27 protein-coding genes are annotated in these 26,055 nt (G+C 31.1%); 8 read left to right on the top strand and 19 right to left on the bottom strand.

Translation table 11 applies throughout. From position 1 onward, the window contains the following. Position 1: 1 nt before the first annotated feature. Genes EGM88_RS05395 through EGM88_RS05385 form a run of 3 tightly spaced genes read right to left on the bottom strand, consistent with a single transcriptional unit; the run spans position 2 to position 3,164 of the window. Positions 2-1,243, bottom strand: coding sequence for an ABC transporter permease (locus tag EGM88_RS05395; RefSeq protein ID WP_123897184.1), 1,242 nt, complete (start codon positions 1,241-1,243; stop codon positions 2-4). A 2-nt stretch (positions 1,244-1,245) separates the two neighbouring features. After that, positions 1,246-2,475 (bottom strand): ABC transporter permease, encoded by a 1,230-nt coding sequence (locus tag EGM88_RS05390; RefSeq protein WP_123896946.1) that lies wholly within the window; start codon positions 2,473-2,475, stop codon positions 1,246-1,248. 2 nt (positions 2,476-2,477) lie between these two features. After that, positions 2,478-3,164, bottom strand: a complete 687-nt coding sequence (locus EGM88_RS05385; RefSeq protein ID WP_123896945.1) for an ABC transporter ATP-binding protein — start codon at positions 3,162-3,164, stop codon at positions 2,478-2,480. A 96-nt stretch (positions 3,165-3,260) separates the two neighbouring features. On the opposite strand from EGM88_RS05385, the gene EGM88_RS05380 reads away from it, so the two are divergent. Continuing rightward, positions 3,261-3,671, top strand: coding sequence for a thiol-disulfide oxidoreductase DCC family protein (locus tag EGM88_RS05380; protein ID WP_123896944.1), 411 nt, complete (start codon positions 3,261-3,263; stop codon positions 3,669-3,671). 34 nt (positions 3,672-3,705) lie between these two features. On the opposite strand, the gene EGM88_RS05375 is transcribed toward EGM88_RS05380, so the two are convergent. Together EGM88_RS05375 and EGM88_RS05370 are read right to left on the bottom strand one after the other, a co-directional pair. Then, positions 3,706-4,551, bottom strand: coding sequence for a sulfurtransferase (locus EGM88_RS05375; RefSeq protein WP_123896943.1), 846 nt, complete (start codon positions 4,549-4,551; stop codon positions 3,706-3,708). Positions 4,552-4,597: 46 nt separating this feature from the next. After that, positions 4,598-5,905 carry a dicarboxylate/amino acid:cation symporter gene (locus EGM88_RS05370; protein ID WP_123896942.1) on the bottom strand — a complete coding sequence of 436 codons (1,308 nt, stop codon included), beginning with the start codon at positions 5,903-5,905 and terminating at the stop codon, positions 4,598-4,600. Positions 5,906-6,077: 172 nt separating this feature from the next. Here EGM88_RS05370 and EGM88_RS05365 point away from each other — a divergent pair, with 172 nt between their 5' ends. Continuing rightward, positions 6,078-6,713: a DUF937 domain-containing protein gene (locus tag EGM88_RS05365; RefSeq protein ID WP_123896941.1), complete on the top strand. Its 636-nt coding sequence runs from the start codon at positions 6,078-6,080 to the stop codon at positions 6,711-6,713. A gap of 168 nt (positions 6,714-6,881) precedes the next feature. Continuing rightward, entirely contained in the window at positions 6,882-7,190 is a 309-nt protein-coding gene (locus EGM88_RS05360; protein ID WP_123896940.1) for a DUF6787 family protein, read from the top strand. Between the two features lie 52 nt (positions 7,191-7,242). Here the strand turns inward: EGM88_RS05360 and EGM88_RS05355 are convergent, their stop codons facing one another. The 5 genes from EGM88_RS05355 to EGM88_RS05335 all read right to left on the bottom strand — a co-directional run bounded on the left by EGM88_RS05355 (position 7,243) and on the right by EGM88_RS05335 (position 11,178). Next, positions 7,243-7,578 carry a DUF2853 family protein gene (locus EGM88_RS05355; protein WP_123896939.1) on the bottom strand — a complete coding sequence of 112 codons (336 nt, stop codon included), beginning with the start codon at positions 7,576-7,578 and terminating at the stop codon, positions 7,243-7,245. A gap of 113 nt (positions 7,579-7,691) precedes the next feature. After that, on the bottom strand, positions 7,692-8,015 hold the full coding sequence (locus EGM88_RS05350; RefSeq protein ID WP_123896938.1) for a hypothetical protein: 324 nt from the start codon (positions 8,013-8,015) through the stop codon (positions 7,692-7,694). 176 nt (positions 8,016-8,191) lie between these two features. Next, on the bottom strand, positions 8,192-8,788 hold the full coding sequence (gene folE / locus EGM88_RS05345) for a GTP cyclohydrolase I FolE (RefSeq protein WP_123896937.1): 597 nt from the start codon (positions 8,786-8,788) through the stop codon (positions 8,192-8,194). Positions 8,789-9,043: 255 nt separating this feature from the next. Then, positions 9,044-9,697: a peptide-methionine (S)-S-oxide reductase MsrA gene (gene msrA, locus EGM88_RS05340; protein ID WP_123896936.1), complete on the bottom strand. Its 654-nt coding sequence runs from the start codon at positions 9,695-9,697 to the stop codon at positions 9,044-9,046. Positions 9,698-9,831: 134 nt separating this feature from the next. Continuing rightward, a complete protein-coding gene (locus tag EGM88_RS05335; protein WP_123896935.1) occupies positions 9,832-11,178 on the bottom strand; it encodes a M28 family peptidase in 1,347 nt (448 codons plus the stop codon). A 205-nt stretch (positions 11,179-11,383) separates the two neighbouring features. On the opposite strand from EGM88_RS05335, the gene EGM88_RS05330 reads away from it, so the two are divergent. Beyond that, positions 11,384-11,875 carry a hypothetical protein gene (locus EGM88_RS05330; protein ID WP_238988385.1) on the top strand — a complete coding sequence of 164 codons (492 nt, stop codon included), beginning with the start codon at positions 11,384-11,386 and terminating at the stop codon, positions 11,873-11,875. Positions 11,876-11,889: 14 nt separating this feature from the next. On the opposite strand, the gene EGM88_RS05325 is transcribed toward EGM88_RS05330, so the two are convergent. Next, on the bottom strand, positions 11,890-12,918 hold the full coding sequence (locus tag EGM88_RS05325; protein WP_123896933.1) for a threonine aldolase family protein: 1,029 nt from the start codon (positions 12,916-12,918) through the stop codon (positions 11,890-11,892). A gap of 212 nt (positions 12,919-13,130) precedes the next feature. Between EGM88_RS05325 and prfB the strand changes: the two genes are divergently transcribed. The 3 genes from prfB (at position 13,131) to EGM88_RS05310 (ending at position 16,630) form a co-directional block, all read left to right on the top strand. After that, the gene (gene prfB / locus EGM88_RS05320) at positions 13,131-14,240 is read left to right on the top strand and encodes a peptide chain release factor 2 (RefSeq protein WP_123896932.1); all 1,110 of its coding nucleotides are present in this window, start codon (positions 13,131-13,133) and stop codon (positions 14,238-14,240) included. Positions 14,241-14,316: 76 nt separating this feature from the next. After that, the gene (locus EGM88_RS05315; protein WP_123896931.1) at positions 14,317-15,984 is read left to right on the top strand and encodes a S41 family peptidase; all 1,668 of its coding nucleotides are present in this window, start codon (positions 14,317-14,319) and stop codon (positions 15,982-15,984) included. Positions 15,985-16,012: 28 nt separating this feature from the next. After that, complete coding sequence (locus EGM88_RS05310) at positions 16,013-16,630, top strand: HAD family hydrolase (RefSeq protein ID WP_123896930.1); 618 nt, start codon at positions 16,013-16,015, stop codon at positions 16,628-16,630. Here the strand turns inward: EGM88_RS05310 and EGM88_RS05305 are convergent. From EGM88_RS05305 to pxpA, 3 genes are read right to left on the bottom strand one after another with little or no spacing between them, the layout of a single operon-like run. Beyond that, entirely contained in the window at positions 16,605-17,462 is an 858-nt protein-coding gene (locus EGM88_RS05305) for a 5-oxoprolinase subunit C family protein (RefSeq protein ID WP_123896929.1), read from the bottom strand. The genes EGM88_RS05310 and EGM88_RS05305 overlap by 26 nt on opposite strands. Beyond that, positions 17,459-18,187: a 5-oxoprolinase subunit PxpB gene (gene pxpB / locus EGM88_RS05300; protein WP_123896928.1), complete on the bottom strand. Its 729-nt coding sequence runs from the start codon at positions 18,185-18,187 to the stop codon at positions 17,459-17,461. Before pxpB ends, EGM88_RS05305 begins: the two co-directional genes overlap by 4 nt. Further along, a complete protein-coding gene (pxpA, locus tag EGM88_RS05295) occupies positions 18,188-18,928 on the bottom strand; it encodes a 5-oxoprolinase subunit PxpA (RefSeq protein WP_123896927.1) in 741 nt (246 codons plus the stop codon). Between the two features lie 299 nt (positions 18,929-19,227). Here pxpA and EGM88_RS05290 point away from each other — a divergent pair, with 299 nt between their 5' ends. Next, on the top strand, positions 19,228-19,956 hold the full coding sequence (locus tag EGM88_RS05290; protein WP_123896926.1) for a hypothetical protein: 729 nt from the start codon (positions 19,228-19,230) through the stop codon (positions 19,954-19,956). Between the two features lie 184 nt (positions 19,957-20,140). On the opposite strand, the gene EGM88_RS05285 is transcribed toward EGM88_RS05290, so the two are convergent. From EGM88_RS05285 to EGM88_RS05265, 5 genes are read right to left on the bottom strand one after another with little or no spacing between them, the layout of a single operon-like run. Continuing rightward, the gene (locus tag EGM88_RS05285) at positions 20,141-21,367 is read right to left on the bottom strand and encodes an Nramp family divalent metal transporter (protein ID WP_123896925.1); all 1,227 of its coding nucleotides are present in this window, start codon (positions 21,365-21,367) and stop codon (positions 20,141-20,143) included. After that, on the bottom strand, positions 21,348-22,475 hold the full coding sequence (locus tag EGM88_RS05280; RefSeq protein ID WP_123896924.1) for a DUF2891 domain-containing protein: 1,128 nt from the start codon (positions 22,473-22,475) through the stop codon (positions 21,348-21,350). Before EGM88_RS05280 ends, EGM88_RS05285 begins: the two co-directional genes overlap by 20 nt. A gap of 30 nt (positions 22,476-22,505) precedes the next feature. Further along, positions 22,506-23,342, bottom strand: coding sequence for a DUF6438 domain-containing protein (locus EGM88_RS05275; protein ID WP_123896923.1), 837 nt, complete (start codon positions 23,340-23,342; stop codon positions 22,506-22,508). Positions 23,343-23,380: 38 nt separating this feature from the next. Further along, complete coding sequence (locus EGM88_RS05270) at positions 23,381-24,919, bottom strand: YifB family Mg chelatase-like AAA ATPase (RefSeq protein WP_123896922.1); 1,539 nt, start codon at positions 24,917-24,919, stop codon at positions 23,381-23,383. Continuing rightward, on the bottom strand, positions 24,909-26,039 hold the full coding sequence (locus EGM88_RS05265) for a 1-acyl-sn-glycerol-3-phosphate acyltransferase (protein ID WP_123896921.1): 1,131 nt from the start codon (positions 26,037-26,039) through the stop codon (positions 24,909-24,911). The genes EGM88_RS05270 and EGM88_RS05265 overlap by 11 nt, the downstream gene beginning before the upstream one ends. Between the last annotated feature and the right edge of the window lie 16 nt (positions 26,040-26,055).

Raw genomic sequence — 26,055 nt, 5'->3', positions numbered from 1 at the left:
CTTATTCTTCTCTTAATGCTTCTATTGGTCTTATACTTACAGCTCTCTGAGCAGGTATTAATCCAATTAAAGTACCTAGGGTAACTAAAGTAGCAAAAGCTATTAATATTACAGGAATATCAACCGTAGGATTTACTAAAGTTGCATCTTCTCCTTGACCAACTAAAGAATTGATAACCATCAAAATAAGCCCCCCAAAAATAATACCTAAAACCCCAGCAATGGTTGTTAAAAATATGGATTCTAAAATAATTTGCCTTCTAATTTCAGCTGGTTTCGCTCCTAACGCTCTTCTAATACCTATCTCATTGGTACGTTCTTTTACTGTAATTAATAAAATATTACCAATTGCAAACACCCCAGCAATTAATGTTGCAATACCAACAAACCAAGTTAAAAATTGCATTCCTTTTAAAAATCCTGTTACTTTTTCTATCTGATCGCCAAGATTAAAACTGCCAAAAGCCCTTTCATCATTTGGATGGATATCGTGCAAATTTCTCAACATAAGCTTTATATCTTCTTCCATTTGTCTAATTTCAAACCCTTCACTAGCAGTCACCATCAACCAACCAATATTATCTGCCTGATTATAAACCTGTTGAAAGGTAGTAAAAGGAATATGAATTCCTCCTTGCGGCCCTCCCATCCTCATTTTATCTTTATACAAGCCTACTACTTGATAGCTAATATCATTAATAATTACATGAGATCCAATAGGGTTTACCCCTTTATCAAACAATTGTTTATAGGTATCATTTTCTATAACACAAACCTTTTTTTTATGTATAATATCATTTTCATTGATAAATCTTCCAAAAACCATATGCTTCTTTTGAAGTAAATCTAATAAGGGATAATCACCAAAAATACCTGTAGTTATTGTTTTTATATCGTTAACAACCAAAGCATTTGTAATATTTCTTGGAAGTATATATTCTATTCCTTTTACTTCTTCTTTAATTTTATCAACATCAGACCGTTTTAGTTGTACTTGTTTCCCTTCCTGAAACCCCATAAAAGGCATACTGGTTCGTTGTCCCCAAATAAAAACACTATTGGTTGCAAAATTTCCAAATATTGTATCAAATTTATTACCCATTCCTCTTGCTGCACCTAACAATACTACCAATAAAAAAATACCCCACATTACTCCTATAATAGTAATAGCTGTACGTAATTTATTTTTACGTATGCTGCTATAAATTTCTTGCCAAGTATCTCTATCGAATAAAAACTTAATCATTAGTTATCGTTTAATGCGTCTATTGGTTTTATACGTGCTGCTCTTTTTGCTGGTAAATACCCTGCTATGGTACCTGCTATAATTAAAATTATAGTTGCACCAATTACCACACCTGTATTTACACTAGGGTTGGTAATAAAATATTGTTCTAAACTTGTTCCTAAACTTTTTAAAACACCTGTTCCAATTAACAATCCTACATATCCTGCAATAGCTGTTATTAATATAGACTCCATCATAATCATACTTATTATAGATCGTGGTGTAGCTCCTAGAGCTTTTCTTATCCCCAATTCTTTAGTACGCTCTCTTACAATGTAAACCATAATATTACTTATACCAATAATACCAGCTATTAATGTACCAATACCTATAAATAATATAATTAAGTTCAGTACCAACATAAAATTTGAAGTATCTCTATTTACTTCTGCCATATTAAAAAGTCTAATGGCTCCTTGGTCACTTGGTGCAACACCATGCTTTTCTTTTAATGCTTTAGTTAAGTTATTGCTAAAAGAAATTGCTTGATTTACATTTAAATTAGGATTGTAACTTAATGTAACAGATCCTAGTTCGTCAGTATTGCCATACAACCTTTGAATAGTAGTAAATGGGGCATATATAATTCTTTCGTCATTAGAACCTCCTGGGTCTGAGAATGTACCTATGACTTTATATGAAATGCCATCTATGGTAATATTTTTTCCCAAGGCACTTAACTGACCAAATAAATCTTGTTCAACTAACCTACCAATACTTACTACTTTATTTCTTTGTTGTAAATCTAATAAACTGATAAACCGCCCACTTTCAATCTCTGCTTGTTCCATTTTTTGAACGTCAGGATAAACGGCTGTTACTTGATATGTATCTTGTTCTCCTTTATAAACGGCTTGCAATCTTTTATCAATTTTTGGAGTAATTCCACTTAATTTACTGTCATAATTATCAATTATAAAATCAATATCATCATTTCTTAATTGAATTGGACGACCACTTTGAAGCCCTTTATAAGGTTTTGTTGTTTTACTTGCCCATAAATAAATTGAATACATAGAATCACCAGCAAATTGACTTTGAAAAGTGTTTCTAAGTCCATTACCTATACCAAATAAAATAGTAAATAACATAATAGCAAAGGCAATAGTAAAACCAGACAGAATTGTCCGTAATTTATTTTTATTTATAGATTGAAATATTTCTCGCCAATGGTCTATATCAAACATACTTATGCATTTTGCAATTGTAATTCATCACTCATAATAATCCCATCTTTTAACCTTACAATTCGTTTGGTTTGTTCTGCAATGTCCTCTTCATGAGTAATTACCAAGATGGTCATTCCTTCTTTATTAATATCTTTTAATATTTGCATAACAGCACTAGAAGTAGCTGAATCTAATGCTCCGGTAGGCTCATCAGCTAAAATCACTTTTGGTTGAGTTACTAATGCTCTAGCAATAGCAACACGTTGCTTTTGACCGCCCGACATTTCACTAGGTAAATGATTTGCCCAAGCTCCTAATTCTACTTTTTCAAGATATTCCATGGCAATTTTTTGGCGTTCCTTTCTACCTACTCCCGAATAATATAAGGGTAAAGAAACATTTTCTAATGCCGTTTTATAGTTTATTAAATTGAACGATTGAAAAACGAAACCTAAAAACTTATTACGCAAAATTGCAGCCTTTTTTTCATTCAGTTTTTGAATAACTTGACCATTCAAAATATACTCTCCTTCGTCATGTTCATCTAATAAACCTAAAATATTTAGCAAGGTAGATTTTCCTGAACCAGAAGACCCCATTATCGATACGAATTCACCTTCTTTAATAGATAAGTTTAATCCTTTTAAAACATGTAGTTTATCTTTCCCTATTGGGTAGGATTTATGAAGGTTTTTTATTTCAATCATTTGATTAGTTTTATACTAAATTAAGAAATTGGCAACTCTAATTTCTTCAATACTTGATTAATAGACGAATAAATAATGATTTTGTAACTTTACTTTATGATAAATTTAGATAATAAATCAATTATTTTATTTGATGGCATTTGTAATCTCTGTAATAATGCTGTGCAATTTATTATAAAAAGAGACAAAGACAATCATTTTCTATTCACTTCTTTACAATCTGACGTCGCTCAGGATATTTTGTTACACTTTAAATTAAAAAATTCTGATTTTGATTCCATAATTTTAATTGATAACGGAAAATTATTTACAAAATCGACAGCTAGTCTTCAGATTTCCAAAAAGTTAGATGGTTTATGGAAATACTTGTATGTACTTATTATTATTCCCGAGTTTATTCGTGATTTTTTCTATACTCTCCTTGCTCAAAATAGATATAAATGGTTTGGCAAAAAAGAGACCTGTATGATTCCTAACAAAACAATAAAAAATAGGTTTTTAGAATAAATTATTTAAAGCTCTAGTAAGTTTTTTTAATACATTAAACTTCAATAGGTAATTCGTGTAAACTCCCCCACTCTGTCCATGACCCATCGTAAACAGATAAATTTTTATAGCCTGCTACATCAGCACCTAGAGCTAAAATACATGCTGTAATACCAGATCCACAAGAAAAAATAATTTCGGATGTATTACCTACTAAACCGTCAAACTTTTTAAATATTTCACTTTCAATCAACATTTCAGCACCATCAACCAACTCTGTGTATGGTAAGTTCTTAGAATTAGGGATATGTCCGCTTCTTAATCCTTCTCTAGGCTCTGATTTTACACCTTTAAACCTATCAGAAGATCTAGCATCTAAAATAAGAACACTTTTATTAGAAATTGCTTCTAGCACTCTGTGATAATCAGAAATAGTGCTGGATTGATAATTAGCTTTAAAAACTCCTAAATTTCCTTTATACTTTGTAGTTTTTTCTGTAGGATAATTTGCCTTTATCCACTCTGGAAAACCACCATTTAACACTGCCACATTTTGATGTCCCATGGTTTTAAACAACCACCAAGCCCTTGGACTAGAATATACCCCATGATGATCGTAAACTACAATAGCACTATCATTATTAATACCTAAGCGTTGAACCTCTTTCTCAAAAGTTTTAGGATCTACAATTGTATTAGGGAAAATAGAATTTTTATCAGAAAAGACATTTTTTATATCAAAAAATCGAGCGTTTTTTATGCCTAAATCCAGATTTAAATCAGAATTCGTTTGACCTACTTTCGGAATTGTTGCATCTAAAATTACCAAATTTGATGCATTTATATTCTCAAATAAGCAAGATGCAGAAATTAATGAATTGGTAAAATTTAATTTGTTCATAATTAAAAAAAGATACTTTTATCTAAACAAAATTAATTAATGGGCACTATTTTCTCTTTCGATATTCATCATCCCAATCTTTAACTTCAGGATCACCTAATTTATCAACAGATTTTGCAACCACCATGGCTACTGTAGCATCTCCAGTAACATTTACTATAGTTCTACACATATCTAATGGACGGTCAACAGCAAAAATAAGAGCCAATCCAGCCTCCGGAATTCCTGCTTGAGCTAATACTATTACCAACATTACCATACCTGCACCTGGCACTGCCGCACTACCTATTGATGCTAAAGTTGCAGTAGCTACAATACCTAATTGGGTAGCAAAATCTAATTCCATACCGAAGGCTTGAGCAATAAAAACAGCAGCAACAGCCTGATACAAACTTGTCCCATCCATATTAATAGTAGCACCTATTGGTAATACAAAACTTGCCACCTCTTCTTCAACACCAATATGCTCTGTAACTCGTTCCATGGTTACCGGTAAAGTTGCAGCACTTGAACTTGTTGAAAATGCTAATAATTGTGCAGGAGCCATATTTTCCATAAAAAACTTTGGGCTTCTTCTTGTAAAAGTGAACATGATAATGTTATAAACAACTATCATTAAAAATAAACCTACAAGTACAGTAATGGCATACCAGCCCAATGCTTTAAACAAATCCAAACTAGGTGATTCCACAACTAAAGCTGCTAGCAAAGCAAACACACCAAATGGTGCTGCCAACATAATAAGATCTATCATTTTTAAAATGACCTCATTAAAACCATCAAAAAATTTCTTTACTGGTTCTGCAGTAGCGTCTGGAATTAAAATTAATCCTATTCCAAAAAAGATTGCAAAAAAGATTACCTGTAACATACTACCGTTATCGGTGGCTGCTTTAAAAATATTATCAGGTACTAAATCTTCTAAAGCTTGTAATGGTCCACTTTCTCTTTGTTTTTGAGCATTTTCCTGAACCCTAGCCGCATCGCCACTATAACTCTCAACCAATTCTGCTCTTGTTTCTTCTGTAATAGAACTTCCGGGTTTTATTAAATTAACTAAAACTAACCCAATAGCAACAGCTATAACAGTTGTAACTAAATATACAGCTATTGTTTTACCCCCCATTTTTGAGAGTTTAGAAATATCTTTAAGATCTGAAACTCCTTTTATTAATGAACCTAAAATTAATGGCACAGCTATTAACTTTAAAGAGTTAATAAACATATTTCCAAATGGTTTAATCCAATTTTCAACAAAAGTATCTCCTCCTTCAAAATTTGTCATTAACCATCCAAAAGCAACACCAATAACCATTCCTATTAGTATCTGCCAATGCAATTCTATTTTTTTCATTCGTTGTTGGGTTTAAAAATTCCTGAAAGATATAAAAAAAGTTGAAAACAATTGAAAAAGCAAACTAAGCCTTTTAGATTACATCTATAAATAATAGTTATTATCAAATTGTTTTTTGATAATAAATTGTATCTTGTTGACCTAATTATTAAAAAAAACAATTAATACAAAAATGGCAAATTTATTAGATTTATTAAATAGTGATTTAGGAAAAACCTTAATCAATGGAACCAGTCAGCAACTAGGGCAAGATAAAGCAAAAACAGCTTCAGCTTTAAGTGCTGCTTTACCATTAATTTTAGGAGCTATGAAAAATAATGCTAAAACTCCAGAAGGAGCATCAGGCTTACTAAATGCTCTTAATAATGACAAACATAATGGAGGAATTTTAGACAGTTTAGGTAGTATTTTAGGTGGTGGAGGAATAGACGAAGACGTTTTAAATGATGGTGCAGGAATTTTAGGTCACGTTTTTGGAGGAAAAGAAGAAAATGTAGCAGGTGCTGTTAGTAAATCTAGTGGTATTGATATGGGTTCTGCTATGCAAATTTTAAAAGTTGCAGCTCCTTTTGTAATGGGTGCATTAGGTAAAGAAACTCGCCAACAAGGTGTTTCTAGCACTAACGGTTTAGGTGACTTATTAGGTGGTATGTTGGGTAATGACAGTCCTGAACAACAAAGCATGATTACGCGTTTACTTGATGCTGATGGTGACGGAAGTGTTATAGATGATGTTGCTGGAATGCTATTAGGAGGTGAAAAAAAGAGCGGTGGAATTGGCGGTCTTTTAGGTGGTTTATTTAAATAAAACCTATAAGTAAACATAATAAAAAAGGTTGAGTTATAACTCAACCTTTTTTATTATGTTTTTTTGTTGAATATCTATATTGTAATTTTGCATTTTTATAAAGTTATCTAGTCACATTTATAAATAATTATTTTAACAAAATAGAAATAGGTTTAACAAATTCAATCTATGTTAGAGAAATTAAAAAAACGTTGGGGTATTAACTCTAATTTACAAATAATAATTATACTTATTGTATTTTCAATTACGGGTTACACTTCTTTATATATCGCAAAACCTATTTTAGAAATTATAGGATTGTCTAAAGAAACTACTAATCCTTGGATATATAGACCTTTAAGAATAATACTAATATTTCCTTTTTACCAAGTATTAATTGTTGTTTTTGGATGGTTGTTTGGTCAGTTTGATTTTTTCTGGAATTTTGAAAAAAAAATGCTACGACGAATAGGATTAAAAAGGTTTATAAGTGAATAAAAAAAGGGTTTCCAAATTGGAAACCCTTTTTTTAATTGTTATTAATAACAATCTATTTTTTTAATTCTTTTTGAACCATATAATAAAAAGCAACTCTATTTTTTTGTCTTATTCCAGACATTTTTTCAGCTACCTTTTTAATTGCAGCCATTGCTTTATCTTTATCATCAACACCTAATTTTTTTTCAACAAAATTCTTTCTTACTGTTTCCAACTCAGCAGGATCAGTACCTGAAACTAAAATCGCATCTTTATTATTAACGATTAATCTCATTCTTCCTACCAAATCATCTAACAATTCATTGTCAATATTAGACACTCCAGAATCTTTTAATTGAGATTCTGCTTGTTCTTTCAATTTAGCTAATTTTTCTGCTAACTCACTCATGATACTATTTTTTGGTTATTATTTTTAATGCTTAACAAATAAACTTAATTACTTTTACAATTATTTTACTAAGATAACAAAAAAATTTTAAACTTATTATAAAGTTTTAACTTTTAAACAGCTCCTTTTTTAATTATATACTTATAAATCCACGTTAACGTAAAGGTGGGTATAAAGTCTAAACCAGGTACTGCCTCTTCTATAAAAGATATCATACCTCCTATTTTCCCTACTGCTCCTTTATACATTTTATAAACTAACATTGCTGAAATAGGTGCCCAAATAACATCACTAAACTCTCCAATAGCTGGTATTGTAAAAGACAACATTCCTATAGCATCAAATAAAATACTTAATGCTAACAAACCATACTTATTAGTAGCTTGACTTTCTTGTTGGGTTTTCGGTTCAATTATTTCTGGTTCAATTGTATCCATATTATTTTTATTTCTTATACTTTTTTATACTAAAAACTGAATAAAAATTTATTTTCATTTTTAAGTATTTTTACAATATACCCAGCAATAAAAATGCCAAAACAAATTATACCGTTTAACTATTGGTTATTATTATCACTTTAACATATGTAACTTTAAAAATTTATAAAGATAAGTTATGATAAATTAGAGCTTATTAACTTTAAGAATTCATTTCTGGTTTCCATATTTTTAAATGTTCCTCTAAAAGCAGAAGTTGTAGTAACTGAATTTTGTTTTTGTACACCACGCATCATCATACACATATGAGAAGCTTCAATAACTACTGCTACGCCTTGAGGTCTTAACACATTATTAATTGCATTTACAATTTGATCTGTTAAACGTTCTTGCACTTGTAACCTTCTCGAAAAAATATCAACCACACGTGGTAACTTACTTAAACCAACAATTTTACCATTTGGAATATATGCAATATGAGCTTTACCAAAAAAAGGTAAAATATGATGTTCACATAAGGAATATAATTCTATATCTTTAACGATAACCATTTCCGAGTAATCCTCATCAAATAATGCCGACTTTAATACCTCTTCTGCATCTAAATGGTAGCCTGATGTTAAAAATTGTATTGCCTTAGATGCTCTTTCTGGAGTTTTAAGCAATCCTTCCCTATCAACATCTTCGCCAATGCCCTCTATAATCGACTTGTATTTTTCTCTAATTTCTTCTGTTAATTCTGAATTATATTCTGTAAATTTATTATTAGACATAAATGTTTATTTTTTAAAACTGAAAGGTAAGAATTATTAAATTTATTGAAAAATTAAAAGAAGGAAAAATACAGCACCAAAGCGGTTATGGAATTAAATATAAAGGAGAATTAAAATTATAAATTGATGTAATTTTAACCTCTAAAAAAAAGAAAGATTTGCCAAAACGAACCTCGACAAATCTTTCAAACCAAAAATCAACCAAATCTTTATTAGTATCAGTTATATCTTAATCAATAAAGCGTGATTCTTTATTTAATTATTTTCTTTTAATTTATTTTTATATTGCTTCTTAAATTTTTCCAATTTTGGATTAATAACTGCTCTACAATATCCTTCATTTTTATTATTGTTATAATAATTTTGATGATAATTTTCTGCAGGATAATAATTATTTAATGCGGTTACCTCCGTAACAATTGGATCATCAAAAACATTCTCTTTTTCTAAGGCCGTAATCATAGCTTCAGCAGCTTTTTTTTGTTCATCATTATGATAAAATATTACTGATCGGTATTGCGTACCAACATCTGCACCTTGTCTATTTAAAGTGGTAGGGTCGTGGGTGCTAAAAAATACTTCTAGTAACTCTGAGTATGAAATTATTTTAGGATCAAATACTATACGTAGCACTTCTGCATGACCAGTGGTACCTGTACATACTTCTTTGTAGGTTGGATTTTTAACATTACCACCCGCATAAGCGGCCTCTACTGAACTGACGCCTTTTAATTGTTGAAAAATAGCTTCGGTACACCAAAAACAGCCATTTCCAAAAGTTGCTAACTCTTTTCCTTCTATAGTTTCTTGATTCATAATTAATTTTGTAGTTTCTCTTTGTTGCTCAGCCTTTAAATTACAAGCAAAAAAAGTAGTTAATAGTATTAGAAAAACGCCTTTGTTAATCATTATATAAATTTAATAACTTGGACGATTTTAGTCAAATTAAATTACATGCTTATGAAAACTTTAACAAATGTTTTACTATTTAATAGCATTAACATTTATGCTAAATAGACATTTTCATTAAATCTGATTAAAAATCAATTTTGACGTATCAATTGATATGGAAATTGTACCAAGCTTTCAGCTCCATTTTTACCAACGCTAGCCACTCCAAATAAATAATTGTCAATAACAATATTTTCAAGAGTATATTCTGTAACATCTCCCACAAATCGACTTTTTTGCCATTGTGGCGAAGTAGTATCTCTCCAATATATTTTATAACCTAATAAATTGCTATCTTCTACACCATCCCACTTCAATTGTGTTGAAGGTTTTACTGCTCCTCCAATTTTTACATTTTTAGGAGCAAGAGGTGCAGATGCTAACGATGCCAAAGTCAACGCATTTACTGCAGTTAATTTTGCTGCATAATCAAAATTCACGGCTTCTATCACATCTCCATACTTAATACCATTCTCTGTCCGTAAATCTTGATGTTGCTGATTGTAATTCTCATGAGTTTCCATAATTCGCACACCTGCAAATCCTAAATCATTAAAGGGTCTATGATGTCCTCCTCGACCAAATCTATCCAATCTATAAATCATAATAGCATCTAGGTTGGTCATATAAGCATCGGTAATTTTATCAATATATCGTGCCAACTGTCTAGAAGGCCCATCAACTTCGCCGCCATAAAAACGCATAGAAGCTTTTTGTTTTTCAGACAGCTCCATAGAAATTGCTTCTGAAAATACTCTAAACGTACTATTATCAATTACAGCATCAATTCCTTTGATATTTCCAATCATGTCATTATTAATAACCCCAACAATATCCCAGCCTTCATCCTTTGCAATTTTTGCCATGTATTGCCCACCATACAAACCTTGCTCTTCACCTGATAATCCTACATAGATAATTGAAACTGGAAATTTATACTTACTCAATATACGAGCTGCTTCTATTGTCCCTGCCATACCTGATGCATTATCATTAGCTCCTGGACTGTCACTTGTATAATTATTAACATTTGAGACTCTTGAATCAATATCTCCTGACATTATTACATAACTATTTGGATATTTTGTACCTCGTTGTACAGCAAGTACATTAACCACATAAGTATCTTTTGTAATTCTACGATTATCCTTTGAAACTAAATTACGTTGATAACTAACCTCTAAACAATTATTACATGCTTTAGAGATTCGATCAAATTCAGATTTAATCCATCGCCTAGCAGCACCTATTCCACGTATTTCTGAAACAGTATCTGATAACGTATGCCGTGTACCAAAATTAACAAGAGTTCTAATATCTTTCTCAATTCGCTCTGCTGATGGTGCAGTAGCAATTTCTGTAAGCACTTTTGAAATATCGCTTTGTGCAGAAATTGTAATAGTAACTAATGTAAAAAGACTAACTAATATTTTTTTCATAATTTTCTAATTATTAATTATATATATTTAAAGTTTAACTTATTCTTTTTTCCATTTTTGAAATATCATCCATTTTGTAGTGTAAAAAAAGATACTATAAAAATATACTACTATATTTTAAATCTGCTTTTATTATTAAATAATAGCTTAGCATTGTGATTGATATAATTAATTCTTTATTTTCGTAAAAATAATGCAAATTACTATGAAAAAAATATTTCTTGTTTGTTTTCTGCTAACGTCTTCTTTTCTTTTATCTCAAACTACTGACAAGCCTCAATTTTGGGATAAAGTACAATTTGGTGGTGGTTTAGGACTTAGTTTTAGTAATAATTACACCACAATTTCTATAGCACCAAGTGCCATTTATAATTTTAACCAATATATTGCTGCTGGACCAGGATTAAGTTATTTATATGCAAAAAATGGAAGTTTAAAATCTAATGTTTTTGGAGTAGGATTAATTACACTATTTAATCCGACTCAAAACCTACAATTGTCTGGAGAGTTTGAACATTTATTTATAACACAAAAACTAGGTGTAGATAAATCACATTTTGACTACCCTTCGCTATACTTAGGTGCCGCTTATAGAATAGGAAATTTTTCTGCTGGATTACGATATGATGTCTTATACGATAGTGATAAAACTATTTATGCATCTGCTTTTTCTCCTATTATTAGATTTTATTTTTAATAGACATTCTAATTTTACTTAAATTTTAATTTGGACAACACCTGGATTAATTTCTCAACCATTTGATCAGAAACATCTAAATGAAAAACCATACGTAATTTTCCTTCACCCATTCCGGTAATTAAAATATTTTCTATTTGTAACCGATTTACAAAATCTACATCATCAATAAAATCTTTAGTATAAAAAATTATAATATTTGTTTCTACAGGTTCCACTTTTTTGATGTAATCAACAGCCTTTAAAACTTCTGAAACACGCTTTGCATTTCTATGATCTTTAGCTAAACGCTCAATATGATTATTTAACGCATAAATTCCCGCTGCTGCCAAATAACCAATTTGCCGCATACCTCCTCCCAGAACCTTTCTATACCGTAATGCTTTTTTAATATGTTTTTTAGAACCCAATAACAAAGATCCTACTGGACAACCTAACCCTTTTGACAAACAAATAGAAATAGTATCAAATAAAGCTCCATATTGCTTTGGCTCTTCATCTTTGGCAACTAACGCATTAAATAATCTAGCTCCATCCAAATGAAATGCTAAACCATGCTCTTTACATATATTTTTTATCCTTTTAAGCTCATTGACATCCCAGCAAGCTCCACCGGCTTTATTTGCTGTATTTTCTACTACCACTAAACTTGTAATTGCTTGATGAATATCTTCTCTATTGCTAATATTTTCTAAAACTTGCCCCGCCGTAAACATACCTCTATGGCCATCTATTAACTTACACGAAACCCCAGAATTAAATGATGCTCCTCCACCTTCGTAATTATAAACATGACTCCACTTATCGCATATAAGCTGTTCACCTGGTTGAGTATGAATTTTAATAGCAACCTGATTAGCCATAGTTCCTGAAGGAAAAAACAAGGCGGCTTCCTTTCCAAATAATTCAGCAATCTTAGCTTGTAATTGATTTACTGTAGGGTCAGCATTAAACACATCATCACCAACCTCCGCATTAAGCATAGCCTTAAGCATTTCTTGGGTTGGTTTAGTAACCGTGTCTGACAATAAATTTATTTGCATTATTTAGTATTTGTTTTAACTTGTAAGCTCTAATCCCTTAATACATCATTAAAATTAAACAACGAAGAAATCTACTTTGCTATTTATTAAGGTTTATTTATGACTTAAACACCTTTTAAGATTATCACGATTAAAGAAAATAATTTATAAAACTAATAAATAAGTCTGACAATTTCAACACATACTAATTTTAGTTTATTTTTGTCCCAACTATGATTACACAAGATACTATAAAAGATATTGACGAGAGAATTATAAAACTCAAAGATTACTTACATATTGATCAAAAATTGATTGAAATTAGTAATGAAGAGGAAAAAGCTTCAAATCCAGAGTTTTGGAACAACCCAAAGGAAGCTGAACTATTGATGAAATCTTTACGTGAAAAGAAAAAATGGGTTGAAAATTACAACACCTTAGTTACCAACAACGAAGAGCTTCAAATTTTATATGATTTTTATAAAGATGGTGAATCATCTGAAGAAGAAATCATGAAAGCATATTACAAAACCAACAATTTACTAGAAGACTTAGAGTTTAAAAACATGCTTTCTGACGAAGGCGACAACCTAAGTGCCGTATTACAAATTACAGCTGGAGCAGGTGGTACAGAAAGTTGTGATTGGGCATCTATGCTAATGCGAATGTATTTGATGTGGAGCGAGAAACAAGGTTTTAAAGTTAAAGAACTAAACCTACAAGATGGCGATGTAGCAGGAATAAAAACGGTAACCCTAGAAATTGACGGCGACTTTGCTTTTGGATACCTCAAAGGTGAAAATGGCGTACATCGATTGGTTAGAATTTCACCATTTGACAGCAATGCCAAAAGACACACCTCATTTGCATCAGTATATGTATACCCTTTAGCGGATGACAGTATTGAAATTGATATCAATCCAGCTGATATTTCATGGGATTTTGCCCGTTCAAGCGGTGCTGGTGGACAAAATGTAAATAAAGTAGAAACTAAGGCAATTTTAACACACCACCCTACAGGAATTATAATTCACAATTCTGAAACCCGATCTCAATTAGAAAATCGTGAAAAAGCTATGGTGATGTTAAAATCACAATTGTACGAAATTGAACTTCAAAAACAACGAGAAAAACGTGATGAGATTGAATCCAATAAAATGAAAATTGATTTTGGCTCTCAAATACGAAATTACGTAATGCACCCATACAAATTAGTAAAAGATGTACGTACAGGTCACGAAACAGGTAATGTTGATGCAGTAATGGATGGAGATTTAGATGGCTTTATTAAAGCTTACTTAATGGCGGCGGGTAATGATGAGAGTTCAAAAGGCACTTTGTAGAATCACTAACGAAGCAAGTAACTAAATTAACAACACTTTAACTCTGTGTTAGATATAATAGTTTTATTTTTATAAAATGAAAACTAAACTCTTCCTACTAATTGCATTTTTCCATTTTACAAATAACCTAACAGCACAAAGTAAATTATCTGAAATAGACAAGCTAGCCTCAACGGCTAAAGTTTGGGGTTTTTTAAAGTATTATCATCCCCAAGTAGCTCAAGGTAAGTTTAATTGGGACAACGAACTTTTAAAAATATTACCAAAGGTTGAGCAATCTAAAAACAAAGAGGAACTATCATTGATATACCTCAATTGGATAAATTCTTTAGGCGAAATCAAAAAGTGCAATTCCTGTCATAATAATCATTCAAACTATTTTGATAAAAACTTTGATCTCTCTTGGATACAAAATTCAAACTCTTTTACCAAAGAGGTTTCCCTTGTGCTTGAAAATATTGAGAAAAATAGATACGTCGGAAAAAAACCTTATTACGCTCAAGCAAGTAAGATCGGGAATATTTCAATAACCAATGAGCCAGAATATAAAAACAAAGAATATCTAAAGAACGTCAATTACAGGTATTTAAGCCTATTTAAATATTGGAATATCATCGAATATTATTTTCCGTATAAATATATGACAGACCAAAAATGGAGTGACGTTTTAATAGAAATGATTCCTAAATTTAAAGATGCTACAAATGAAGAAACTTATCACTTAGCCATACAAGAAACGAGTGCAAAAATTAACGATAGTCACACCCCGTTAATGGTTTTAAATGGGGTTGTAGAGCATCTTAATGGAGGTGATAAAACCGCCCCAGTTCGTCTAACTGTACTTAATGATAATGTTATTGTTACAAGGTTTTATAATGATTCTTTAGCAAAAAAAAATGACTTAAAAATAGGCGATACCATAATTAAAGTAGAGGATGAGACTACACAAGATATTATCAAGAGGATGGAAACCTTTGTACCCGCTTCTAATAAAAATCGAACTAAATTTTATACACAACAGATCCTACTAAGAGAGTATAAAGACAGCTTAAAAATAGCTTATGTAAGAAAAGGTGAAATTTATGAAAAATATGTACAGCTGTATTCTTCGAAAGAAATTAATTTTAAGATTCCAGAACCTTTAACAAAGAAATTTAAAATTTTAAACGACAATATTGGCTATATAAATATGGGTGGTATAAGAATTTATGAGGTGAAAGAAATGATGAAAGAACTAATGAACTGTAAAGCCATTATTTTTGATTTAAGATATCGACCACATGGCACATACAGATATATTTCAAAATACCTAAACTCAAATAGAACTGAATTTGCAAAACTTTTAGTACCTGATGTTTCGTATCCAGGAAGGTATACTTGGAAACAAACTAAATATACTGGAGTAGGTAAAAATAATGAAGATTATTATAAAGGTAAAGTTATTTTACTGGTCCATGGCAAAACACAAAGCCATAGCGAATATAGCACAATGGCTTTACAAACCGCACCAAATTCAATTACAATTGGTACGCAGACTTCAGGAGCAGATGGTAACGTTAGTAGATTTAATTTTTTAGGAGGTTTTAAAACTGTCATAAGTGGTATTGGCGTATTTTACCCGGACAATACAGAAACCCAGCGTAATGGAATTAAAATCGATGTAAAAGTTGTACCGACATTTGCAGGAATAGTTGCAGGTAGGGATGAAATTTTAGAAAAAGCCATTGAAATCATCAATAAATGATAAAAACTAATCAAAAAAAAATAGGATAATGAGCAACATAAACACTATCATTTTCGATTTAGGCGGCGTATTGATAGATTGGAACCCGAAATACGTATATCGCGAGGTTTTCGAAGGCGACGAAAATAAGGTAAATTGGTTTTTAAACGAAATCTGCACCATGGAATGGAATATGGAGCATGATGCTGGCCGTCCAATCAAGGAAGGAACTGAAATTCTTATAAATCACTATCCTCAATACGAAACATGGATACGCATTTATTACGACAGGTGGACTGATATGTTAGGCGGACCAATAAAAGACAGTGTAAAACTCTTAAACAGCCTTAAAAAGTCAAATAACTACAACTTATACGCCTTAACCAACTGGAGTGCAGAGTTATTTCCTATTGCCATAGAGCGTTACGATTTTCTTCAGAATTTTGAAGGCATAGTAGTTTCTGGTGCCGAAAAAACCAGAAAACCATTTGCTAAAATTTATGAAATTACTTTAAATCGCTATGCTATAACTCCAAAAAAAGCGGTTTTTATTGATGATAATTTAGCAAATGTTAAAGCTGCTCAGAAGTTAGGAATTCATGGGATTCACTTTACTTCAGCAGATAAATTAAAATCTGACCTTACCAATCTAGGTCTTCAATTATAAACTGAATGGTATCTCCTGTAGATTTTTGAGCCAACCTATTAATTGCTATTTCACTCAACTGCAGCACCCTTGGATAACCTCCTGTTACCTGACAATCTCGCATTAAAATAATAATCTTTCCCGAAGGTGTTAATTGCACTGTTCCTGGTAAAACAGAAGAAGTAAGTATAGAAGGAAGCTTATTCTCCAAATGTTCCTCCAATCGATATCCCATTCTATTATTATCTTTCGAAATGGTAAATACTACTTTTTTTAACTGTGCTTTCTGTTTAAAACTTAACAAATCATACTCTGGACCAGGATAAGCCAAAAGATCTTTACTTTTAAAATAGTTCTCATCAACCTTAACAGAAGCATTTAAAGGTAATTTTTCAATGATAAAACTTCTTATAGGCAATATATCATCTTTCTTTAACAAAACCCGAGACGTTATTCCTTCATAAAAACTTCTACTTCCTAACTCTACAGAAGTTTGAAATCCACCTTTAACCGCAAGATAAGCCCGCGAGCCATATCTTTTTTTTCCAAAAGATAAAATGTCATTTTTATTGACTAAAACAGCCTTATTTAAACGGACAGAATCATTGTTTATTTTTGGAGAAAAATCAGCACCAGAAACACATACAACAGTCTGTTTTTCAAACTTTAAAATACAATTACCTAAACAGATTTCTAATAAAGAATCATTTACATTATTCCCAATAATTTGATTGGCCAATTGACCAGAATATCGATCCATAATTCCAGAACTCGGCACGCCTATATCCGCATAACCATAACGTCCCATATCTTGAATAGTAGTGTAAAATCCCGGTGACAACACCCTAATCATAGTTTAGATTTTTTAAGTTTGTAAACACCTTTTTCTACTTCAGATTCAATTTGATTATACTCTACAACATCTACTGGAATAAATTTAATTTCATCACCAGACTTTGCAAAACAAGGCTTTGCTAACTTACTATCAAAAAAGGTAATTGGAGAATTCCCTATAATATGCCAACCTCCAGCATTAATAGACGGATAAACACCCGTTTGATTGCCACCAATAGCTACTGAACCTTTCTCAACTCGCAACCTTGGGTTTGATTTTCTTGCTATATGAAGTCTTTTATCCAACCCACCCAAATACATAAACCCTGGTAAAAAGCCAATAAAATACACCGTATAAATTGATGACGAATGAATACGAACTACTTCTTCAAAATTCAAATTATTTTTTACCTGAAACTCATGTAAATCTATACCAAATTTTTTATCATAACACACCGGAATTTCCCACCTAAAATTTTCAACCGACTCTTGCGAAATATTCAGACTATAAAGTGATTTTAAGTTCAATATTTCACTATAAATATTATTTATAGCAATATTGTAAACAATTGTCAATGAGTTATATGAATTGATTACATCAACAATTCCTTTAATATAACTTTTAAGAATTTTACTCTTAAATAAAATTACATCTTCAAGTATATTTTTATCAATTTCAGAAGGCCACTCTATTAAAATAGCACTTTTTCCATACACTTTAAACGTTAATTCAAACGCACTCATTTAAGTAATTTTTATTCCGTAATTGGGTAATTTTTTAGAGAGGTATTTTAAAATCCTAACAGCATTAGAATTGTCACCATGAATACAAAAAGTATTAGCCTTAACAACAACCTTTTTTCCCTTAATGGTTTTTACTTTATGTTTAGCCAACATTCTCAATAACTGTTTAAGCACTTTTTTAGAATCCATTATCACCGCCTTAGGATTATCTCTTGACACAAGAGTCAAATCATCATTATATCGCCTATCAATAAAAGCTTCAAAATACACCTTTACCCCTTGCTCTAATGCAATTTTAGCTAATACCGAACCATAGGGTGCATATAACCAGGCATCTTTTGTAGTATTTTTAACTGCATCTAATAAACATTGAGCCGTTTTTGAATCTACAGCAGCTTTATTATACAATGCTCCATGAGCTTTAACATGATTCATAGTAGCAACAGACTTTCTCAGTTCATTTTGCACACTACTAATCTGATCTTCTATACTTTGCTGCAGCTTATCTAAAGAGATATCCATCTCCTTTCTACCAAAATTTTCTCTATCTGGATAAGAAGGATGAGCCCCAATATTCACACGATATAACAACGCTAACCGAATGGTTTCTTTTATAGTTTCAGCATTTCCCGCATGACCTCCGCAAGCAATACTACATGAACTTATCATTGGCATAAGCTCTAGCTCATTACCTACACCTTCACCAACATCACAGTTCACATCTATGGTATACAAATTCATACGGTTAGATTTTACAGTTTTTTATTAAAAAATTAAATTTACTTGTTTTACCGTTTTTATTTCTAAATAAAACAACAAACACAAATTAGTAATACACACAAAGTTATACTATTTTATCAGAAACATACCATTAACTTAGTTAATACAAAAAGAAAATAACAATACGTAAATTCCCCCCTTTATTTAATGCATTACCCAACTCTTTTATCTAAGTTTACACTCATTAAACATCAAAATCACTACAAATAGCACAATAAATTTAATATTTTTACATCCATTATTAACTACAACCCCTTAAAATGGAAGTTTTTAATTTTTCAGAAAAAGCCATCAGTAAACTAGCAGTAAAAAAAATAATTTCAATATACCCTATGATTATTGGAGCATTGATAACCACGTTTATAATTATTAACAAAATAGAAAACAACGAAATTGTTGAAACCCCAGATTTACAACTAATTTTTGCAGGTGTATGCTTGTTTATTCTTATTGGAGGTTTTTTTTCATCTAAAAAATCTATTAGTACAATACTATCAAACACCTATTTTACTATTGACGAAAACTCTATCGTAAAAATTGTAGAGAACGGCAATAAAATACATATTCAATTTAGAGACATAAAAAGATACCAATCAGAAAAATCAGGTCTGCGATTAAAAACAAAAACACAGCAGCTAAAAATACCTAAAGAGATTAACAACTTTAATGAATTAAACAATAGACTAAAATTGAAAATAAACACTTCAATTATTAACTACGACACAAAATTCAAACTCAACCAAACCCTTTTAAACACCCTTATAGCTTACGCTATGTTCGGACTTATACTAAGTTTCTTTATTGTAAAAAGTAAACAACATAAATTAATGCTAGGGTTCCCTTTATTATTACTTTCCATAGGCGGTATAATTGAATTAATAACAAAAAAACACAATCGTCATTACGTAGACAGTTCCACCATCTTTAAAGCTATATTTCATACACTCATTTTGTTAGGGTATTTAATTTATATACTTATTTTTATTTAATATTATTTAAACTTTTACTTTAACTCTATTTATCATTGCAAAATAAAATACTTCTAATAAATCCTTGTTAAAGACATTTAAGGTAAGTAATAAATTACTTATAAATTCAAATTATTAAATAACATACATTATCCACACTTACTTTAAAGCATTAAGAAAGTTTTCGTTTTCAAAAAAAGGCCTATTAAACCAATTCAAAAACCTTGAGAATACTCTTTAACCCTAAAAATAGGGTTACTATTAATATCAAAAGCCCAATACTATTTTGAAATAATGAATTTTTAAAATCGCCTAACAATGATTTTTTATTCATTAACCACAGTAACAACCCCGCGATAACCGGCAACAATAGACCATTTGCAGCTTGAGCAAATTTGATTATTTCGATAGGTTTAATCCCCAAAGAAGAGAACAGCACCCCCAATGCAAGAATAAAAAACCAAACTGCTTTAAATTTAGGAGATTTTAAATCTGTGCTCCACCCCAAACATCCGGTTGCCACATAAGCCGCTGCTAAGGCTGCAGTAATTGTAGAAGTAATTCCTGCTGCAAACAGACCTAAAGCTAAAAAGTACTTTGCATACCTACCAAATAAAGGTTCTAATCCCAGAGCCAAATCAGCAGCATTACCTACTCGTTGATATTGGATAGCCGCAGCAGAAATAATAATACACATTGAAACTATACCTCCTAATGCAACAGCTATAATAGTATCTCTTCTTGCGTATTTTAAATCTGATGAGAACTTCCATTTTTCTTTTACCAAGCTAGCGTGCAAAAATAGATTATAAGGCACTACTGTGGTTCCAATTAAGCCCACAATAGTGAAAATACTATCATCTGGAATTGTTGGAGTAAAAACCCCTTTAAACACATCGACTAAATTAGGTTTAGTAATAATTGCTGTTATTAAAAACGCAACACTCATTAAGATAACCAAACCTACTAACACTTTTTCCAAAACCTTATAGTTACCAACGTAAAGAAGAACAAATGCCACAAGACCAATTATAAAACTGAAAATATTCAAATTTAAACCACCAACAGAAATGCTATAATTTTTAAAAACAGTTTCTAACCCCAAAACACTACCACTTATATTTCCAGCTTCATAGGCCGCATTACCTACAACAATGGCAGACAGCACTAACAAAATACATAATTTTCTAAAAAGAGGATGTTTAATTTCTGTTCTAATTACCTCAGAAAGACCTTTTTGAGTCACTACCCCTAACCTAGCAGACATCTCTTGAAGTATAGTAGTTGCAACAATTGATAGCACCATAGCCCACAACAATGCATAACCAAAATGCACGCCTGCTAAAGTACAAAGTGTTACTGTACCCGGGCCAATAAAAGCTGCTGCCACTAAAGGTCCAGGACCTATATTTTTAATCCACTTTTTTATCAATAGAGATCGAATTTAAAGCATAGATAGCAAAACTTCCCAACCAATGCCCGCCTTCGTAACTATCACCAACAACATTAGACAAAGAACTATTAATATGCTGATTAGCAATTTTTTGAAGATGATAATATTCAGGCAAATCTTCAGAAATTTTATTTAAGCTCCATGCTCTTGAAAAATTAACCCCATCTAAATGTACCAACTTTCCATCTGTTCTATCTGAGACTTCACCAACTGACAAAGTAAAACTTTTATTTGATAGTTGAGGTAGAAACTTTGACAACCAATTTTTATACTCTTCTATAGGCAACACTCGTTTCATTAAAGCTGCTTCCTCTAAACATGGAGACAAAAAATCAAATCCACTTGGCTCCCAATTAATAGGACAATCTACATCGTATAAATAAAAATCTCTTGCTCTTTTATCAATAAGCCTAATTAACTCTTCTTGATTTACTGTTTTTGCATAATCATAAGCAAAAGAGAGACCAAACGCAGTATTTGTATGTTCTCCAACACGGATTGGATAATTTAATTTAGGCAAAAATTCTAAATATTTTTGAACTATTAAATCTGTTAAAGGCTTTAAATTACTTTCTAAAATTCTAGCAGTTTCATCATCCCAAGTATGAATTTCTTCAGCCAATTTTAGCAACCATGCCCAGCCGTAGGTACGCTCATACGATTTGTTATACTCTCCTTCAAAATAAGCCACTTCGGTTAAAATATTCTCTTTAGAAATGTTTTTAAGCAGTTTTTCTTTGATTTCTGCATTATTTTCAAGCTTTGGAAATTGCTTTAACAAACTTACTAAGCTCCAATGTCCATGCACAGATGAATGCCAATCAAAACAACCATAAAAAGCTGGATGCAATGCTTTTGGCGTTTGCAAATCTTCCTCTCCTCCAAGAGTTTGATTTAATTTATTAGGATATTCAACATCTACACAGTGTAATGGCAAAGAAGCCAAACGTTTTGCCTGATTTAAGTTTAAGTGTGGAATTACAATCTCAACAGCATCTTCATTTGTAATTATAGCCTCGCTTTTCTCACCCCCTTTTTTACAACTAATAAGAAACAAGAAACCAAAAAACACATAAATACTCTTCATACTTTTAACTTCTTTTTATTAACATAAAAGTTATTGAGATACACGATACAAATCTAATTTTGACTTTTCAAAATTGTGAATTTTATCTACTTTTTCTAATTCCGCTCTCTTATCTATATTTAATAAAAAATCAGATAATTTATCTAAAACGGGGTGCTGATCATTGGTATTAATTTCTATCGTTTCTCCATCAAATAAATCAACAATATAAGTATATCTCGGCGTATCATTACGTTTTGATTTTTGTTCCCAATTTTTATCAATAGAATATAACTGACTTCTGTTTAAAATCTTTTTTAACTCATAAATATCATTTTTAGAAAGTTTTCCAACAAAATTACCTTGTTTTTTTGCATAACTTTTTCCACGATAAAATACAGAGCCATCAATATTAACTTGAACAGACATAGACGGACAAGTACCAAAACAAGTAGAGGAATGAAAAGTTAATTTCTTAAAATTTACTTTCGATAATAATTGACCTCTATTGTAAAAAACATATTGCTTTTCTTTAGTAAAAGCACTGACATCTAATTTATTATAACCACTACTATTAATATTAGTATCAGGCTCTAGAACCAGTCTATTTCTGTTTATTTCCTTGATTTTAAAATCAAAAACCTCTGTTTTAAAATCTCCAGCCAATCTATAATTTACCTTAAAAGATAATTTTCTATTATCTAAATCAAATGAAACCTCCTGTTTTATATTGTCAAAGTTATAAACAACAGCATCATTATCAAATCTCAAATAATCTAAATCCTTGTTAATCCATTCATTTTTAGTCAACAAACTATTACTAGCCTTAGATTGGGCACTTACTGACATTACTACCGATAACATCAGTAATAAAATTAAGTTTTTCATTGTAGTAGAGGGATTTTATTTTTCAAAAATAGTGAAAATTATCCTAACCATCCTTCTCTATCTAAACTTCTATACTGGATAGCTTCAGAGATATGATCAGGTTTAATTTGATTAGAATTATCTAGATCAGCAACTGTTCTTGCAACTTTTAAAATTCTATCATAAGCTCTTGCAGATAAGTTTAAACTCTCCATTGCAGTTTTTAATAATGAGGTTGAAGATTCATCTAATTTACAGAATTTTCTGATTTGTTTTACATTCATTTGAGCGTTGTAATGCACATTTTTATTTTCTTCAAATCTTTTAGTCTGCAATTGACGTGCTAAAGCAACTCGTTTTCTTATTACTTTACTCGCTTCCCCTTTTCGTTCTTCTGAGAGTTTTTCGAATGGAACCGGTTGCACTTCAATATGAATATCTATCCTATCCAACAACGGACCTGATACTTTACTTAAGTAACGCTGCATCTCTGTAGGTGAAGAAGTTACATGTCCTGGAGTGTCATTAAAATAACCACTAGGACTAGGATTCATACTAGCCACCAACATAAAACTACTGGGATAAGTTACAGTAAATTTAGCACGAGAAATAGTTACTTCTCTATCTTCTAGAGGCTGACGCATTACCTCCAGCACTGTTCGTTTAAATTCTGGCAATTCGTCCAAAAACAAAACTCCATTATGAGACAATGAGATTTCACCTGGTTGCGGATAAGCCCCACCTCCAACTAATGCCACATCACTAATAGTATGGTGAGGAGAACGAAAGGGTCTTTGCCCCATCAACCCTGAATTTTCTCTTATTCTGCCTACAACAGAATGTATTTTAGTTGTTTCTAATGCCTCATCTAAAGTCATTGGTGGTAAAATACTTGGCAATCTTTTAGCCAACATAGTTTTTCCTGAACCAGGGGGCCCTATTAAAATAATATTATGACCTCCAGCTGCAGCAATTTCCATACATCTTTTGATAGATTCTTGCCCCTTCACATCCGAAAAATCAAATTCTGGATGTTCTAAGTTGTCTTCAAACTCCTTTTTTGTATCAACAATTACGGGTTCTAAGGTTGAGTTTCCTTCAAAAAAATCTATAACTTCTTTTATGTTTTCAACTCCATAAACTTCTATTCCATCAACAATAGCAGCTTCTTTTGCATTTTGTTTAGGTAAAATAAAACCTTTAAAGCCTTCTTCTTTTGCTTTTATAGCTATTGGTAAGACTCCTTTTACGGGTTGCAAACTTCCATCTAATGAAAGTTCTCCTAGTATTAAATAATCTGAAATGGCATCACCTTTTATCTGCGATGAAGCTTTTAAAATTCCTATAGCTAAAGTTAAATCGTACGCAGAACCTTCTTTACGCATGTCTGCAGGAGCCATATTTATGGTAATCTTTTTTCCTGGAATACTATATCCATTATTTTGTAAAGCGGCGGCAATTCTAAAATTACTCTCTTTTACAGCATTATCAGGTAACCCTACTAAATGATACCCAATACCCTTATCAATATTTACTTCAACAGTAATTGTGGTGGCTTCAACTCCAAAAACAGAACTTCCATAAACTTTAGTTAACATCTCTTTGTTTGTTTAATACAGGATTAGCATACATCTTTAATAAACGCTCTTGAATATCAATATCATCACTTTGTTCCTGTATATAACTCTTAAACTCAATAAGATTTTCTTGAGTATAAAAATCAACAAAAAGATTTGTTTGATGTAACATATCATATGCAATATAATTGGTTTTAAAAAGCTTATAGTTTTTATAAACCAATCTATCCATTTCACCAGCTATTGCCCTAATGGTAGATTTTAAATCTCCTGAAAAATCAATAGCATCTACATTTAATTCCTCAAAATGTAAACTCACATCACCTTTCTGATCCTCAATCCCTTTAATAATACTATTAATATTTTCGAATTTAGATTTTTTATATACGCCTAGCTCTTCTTTTGTTTGTAATTCAATTGCTTTTTCTACCGCACAAGGTTCGTACTCATATGACACTGAAGATATTACAATTTTTAAATCACTTAGCGACTGCTTTAAGTTATCACCTCCACTCATTAATAACATACGCACTAAGCCTGGAAAAGTTTTATCATTTCCATCTTTTGTTCTTCCATTACCTTGAGCAATCCAAGAAGAAACATTTTTACGAGTTATGGAATATCTCAAGTAAGCTGATAAATTCTTAGCATTTTGTAATAGCTCTACTCTTGTACCTGATCTAAAAACAGTATACATATTATTGAGTTTAGCCACGCGTTCCATTACAGGATTTACAATTAGATTATCTCCTAAAGAAATTTCAGTAAATGGAAATCCTTTATGATATAAGGTATACTGCAACAACCCTGAGTCTAAAAAAATATCTCTATGATTGGAAATATATAGATGATTTCCTTTTCTTGCAACTTCCTCTAAACCTGTAATATACAAATTATTAATAGAGTTTTCAATCAATGAACTAATCATAGGTTCAATAAAATTAACTTGAAAATCAGCACAAGTTTTACATTGATTTAGCTTATGAATTATTTCTTCATCAACCCAATCAGGATAAAAATATTTTACTCCTTCTTTAAATTGAGAACTCGTAGTTAGCCATTGTAATGCTGCTTCTATTTGTTGTTGATTATATGGAGCAATAGTATTAAATATAGTAGCAATTTCTTTAGTTATTGTCATGTTTTAAAAGTAACGC

Source organism: Aureibaculum marinum, assembly GCF_003813905.1.
GTDB classification, from domain to species: domain Bacteria; phylum Bacteroidota; class Bacteroidia; order Flavobacteriales; family Flavobacteriaceae; genus Aureibaculum; species Aureibaculum marinum.
The sequence above is the reverse complement of the archived record's forward strand: the minus strand, read 5'-3'. Positions and strand labels throughout refer to the sequence as shown.

Bases quoted from the DNA above. Each gene is read 5' to 3' on its own strand.
- prfB (WP_123896932.1), top strand. From the start codon at position 13,131: ATGATTACACAAGATACTATAAAAGATATTGACGAGAGAATTATAAAA.
- msrA (WP_123896936.1), bottom strand. From the start codon at position 9,697: ATGATTAACAAAGGCGTTTTTCTAATACTATTAACTACTTTTTTTGCT.
- pxpB (WP_123896928.1), bottom strand. From the start codon at position 18,187: ATGAGTGCGTTTGAATTAACGTTTAAAGTGTATGGAAAAAGTGCTATT.
- EGM88_RS05335 (WP_123896935.1), bottom strand. From the start codon at position 11,178: ATGAAAAAAATATTAGTTAGTCTTTTTACATTAGTTACTATTACAATT.
- pxpA (WP_123896927.1), bottom strand. From the start codon at position 18,928: ATGAATTTGTATACCATAGATGTGAACTGTGATGTTGGTGAAGGTGTA.
- EGM88_RS05385 (WP_123896945.1), bottom strand. From the start codon at position 3,164: ATGATTGAAATAAAAAACCTTCATAAATCCTACCCAATAGGGAAAGAT.
- EGM88_RS05375 (WP_123896943.1), bottom strand. From the start codon at position 4,551: ATGAACAAATTAAATTTTACCAATTCATTAATTTCTGCATCTTGCTTA.
- EGM88_RS05305 (WP_123896929.1), bottom strand. From the start codon at position 17,462: ATGATTAGGGTGTTGTCACCGGGATTTTACACTACTATTCAAGATATG.
- EGM88_RS05315 (WP_123896931.1), top strand. From the start codon at position 14,317: ATGAAAACTAAACTCTTCCTACTAATTGCATTTTTCCATTTTACAAAT.
- EGM88_RS05380 (WP_123896944.1), top strand. From the start codon at position 3,261: ATGATAAATTTAGATAATAAATCAATTATTTTATTTGATGGCATTTGT.
- EGM88_RS05330 (WP_238988385.1), top strand. From the start codon at position 11,384: ATGAAAAAAATATTTCTTGTTTGTTTTCTGCTAACGTCTTCTTTTCTT.
- EGM88_RS05355 (WP_123896939.1), bottom strand. From the start codon at position 7,578: ATGAGTGAGTTAGCAGAAAAATTAGCTAAATTGAAAGAACAAGCAGAA.
- EGM88_RS05310 (WP_123896930.1), top strand. From the start codon at position 16,013: ATGAGCAACATAAACACTATCATTTTCGATTTAGGCGGCGTATTGATA.
- folE (WP_123896937.1), bottom strand. From the start codon at position 8,788: ATGTCTAATAATAAATTTACAGAATATAATTCAGAATTAACAGAAGAA.
- EGM88_RS05290 (WP_123896926.1), top strand. From the start codon at position 19,228: ATGGAAGTTTTTAATTTTTCAGAAAAAGCCATCAGTAAACTAGCAGTA.
- EGM88_RS05275 (WP_123896923.1), bottom strand. From the start codon at position 23,342: ATGAAAAACTTAATTTTATTACTGATGTTATCGGTAGTAATGTCAGTA.
- EGM88_RS05360 (WP_123896940.1), top strand. From the start codon at position 6,882: ATGTTAGAGAAATTAAAAAAACGTTGGGGTATTAACTCTAATTTACAA.
- EGM88_RS05370 (WP_123896942.1), bottom strand. From the start codon at position 5,905: ATGAAAAAAATAGAATTGCATTGGCAGATACTAATAGGAATGGTTATT.
- EGM88_RS05350 (WP_123896938.1), bottom strand. From the start codon at position 8,015: ATGGATACAATTGAACCAGAAATAATTGAACCGAAAACCCAACAAGAA.
- EGM88_RS05365 (WP_123896941.1), top strand. From the start codon at position 6,078: ATGGCAAATTTATTAGATTTATTAAATAGTGATTTAGGAAAAACCTTA.
- EGM88_RS05390 (WP_123896946.1), bottom strand. From the start codon at position 2,475: ATGTTTGATATAGACCATTGGCGAGAAATATTTCAATCTATAAATAAA.
- EGM88_RS05265 (WP_123896921.1), bottom strand. From the start codon at position 26,039: ATGACAATAACTAAAGAAATTGCTACTATATTTAATACTATTGCTCCA.
- EGM88_RS05325 (WP_123896933.1), bottom strand. From the start codon at position 12,918: ATGCAAATAAATTTATTGTCAGACACGGTTACTAAACCAACCCAAGAA.
- EGM88_RS05270 (WP_123896922.1), bottom strand. From the start codon at position 24,919: ATGTTAACTAAAGTTTATGGAAGTTCTGTTTTTGGAGTTGAAGCCACC.
- EGM88_RS05280 (WP_123896924.1), bottom strand. From the start codon at position 22,475: ATGAAGAGTATTTATGTGTTTTTTGGTTTCTTGTTTCTTATTAGTTGT.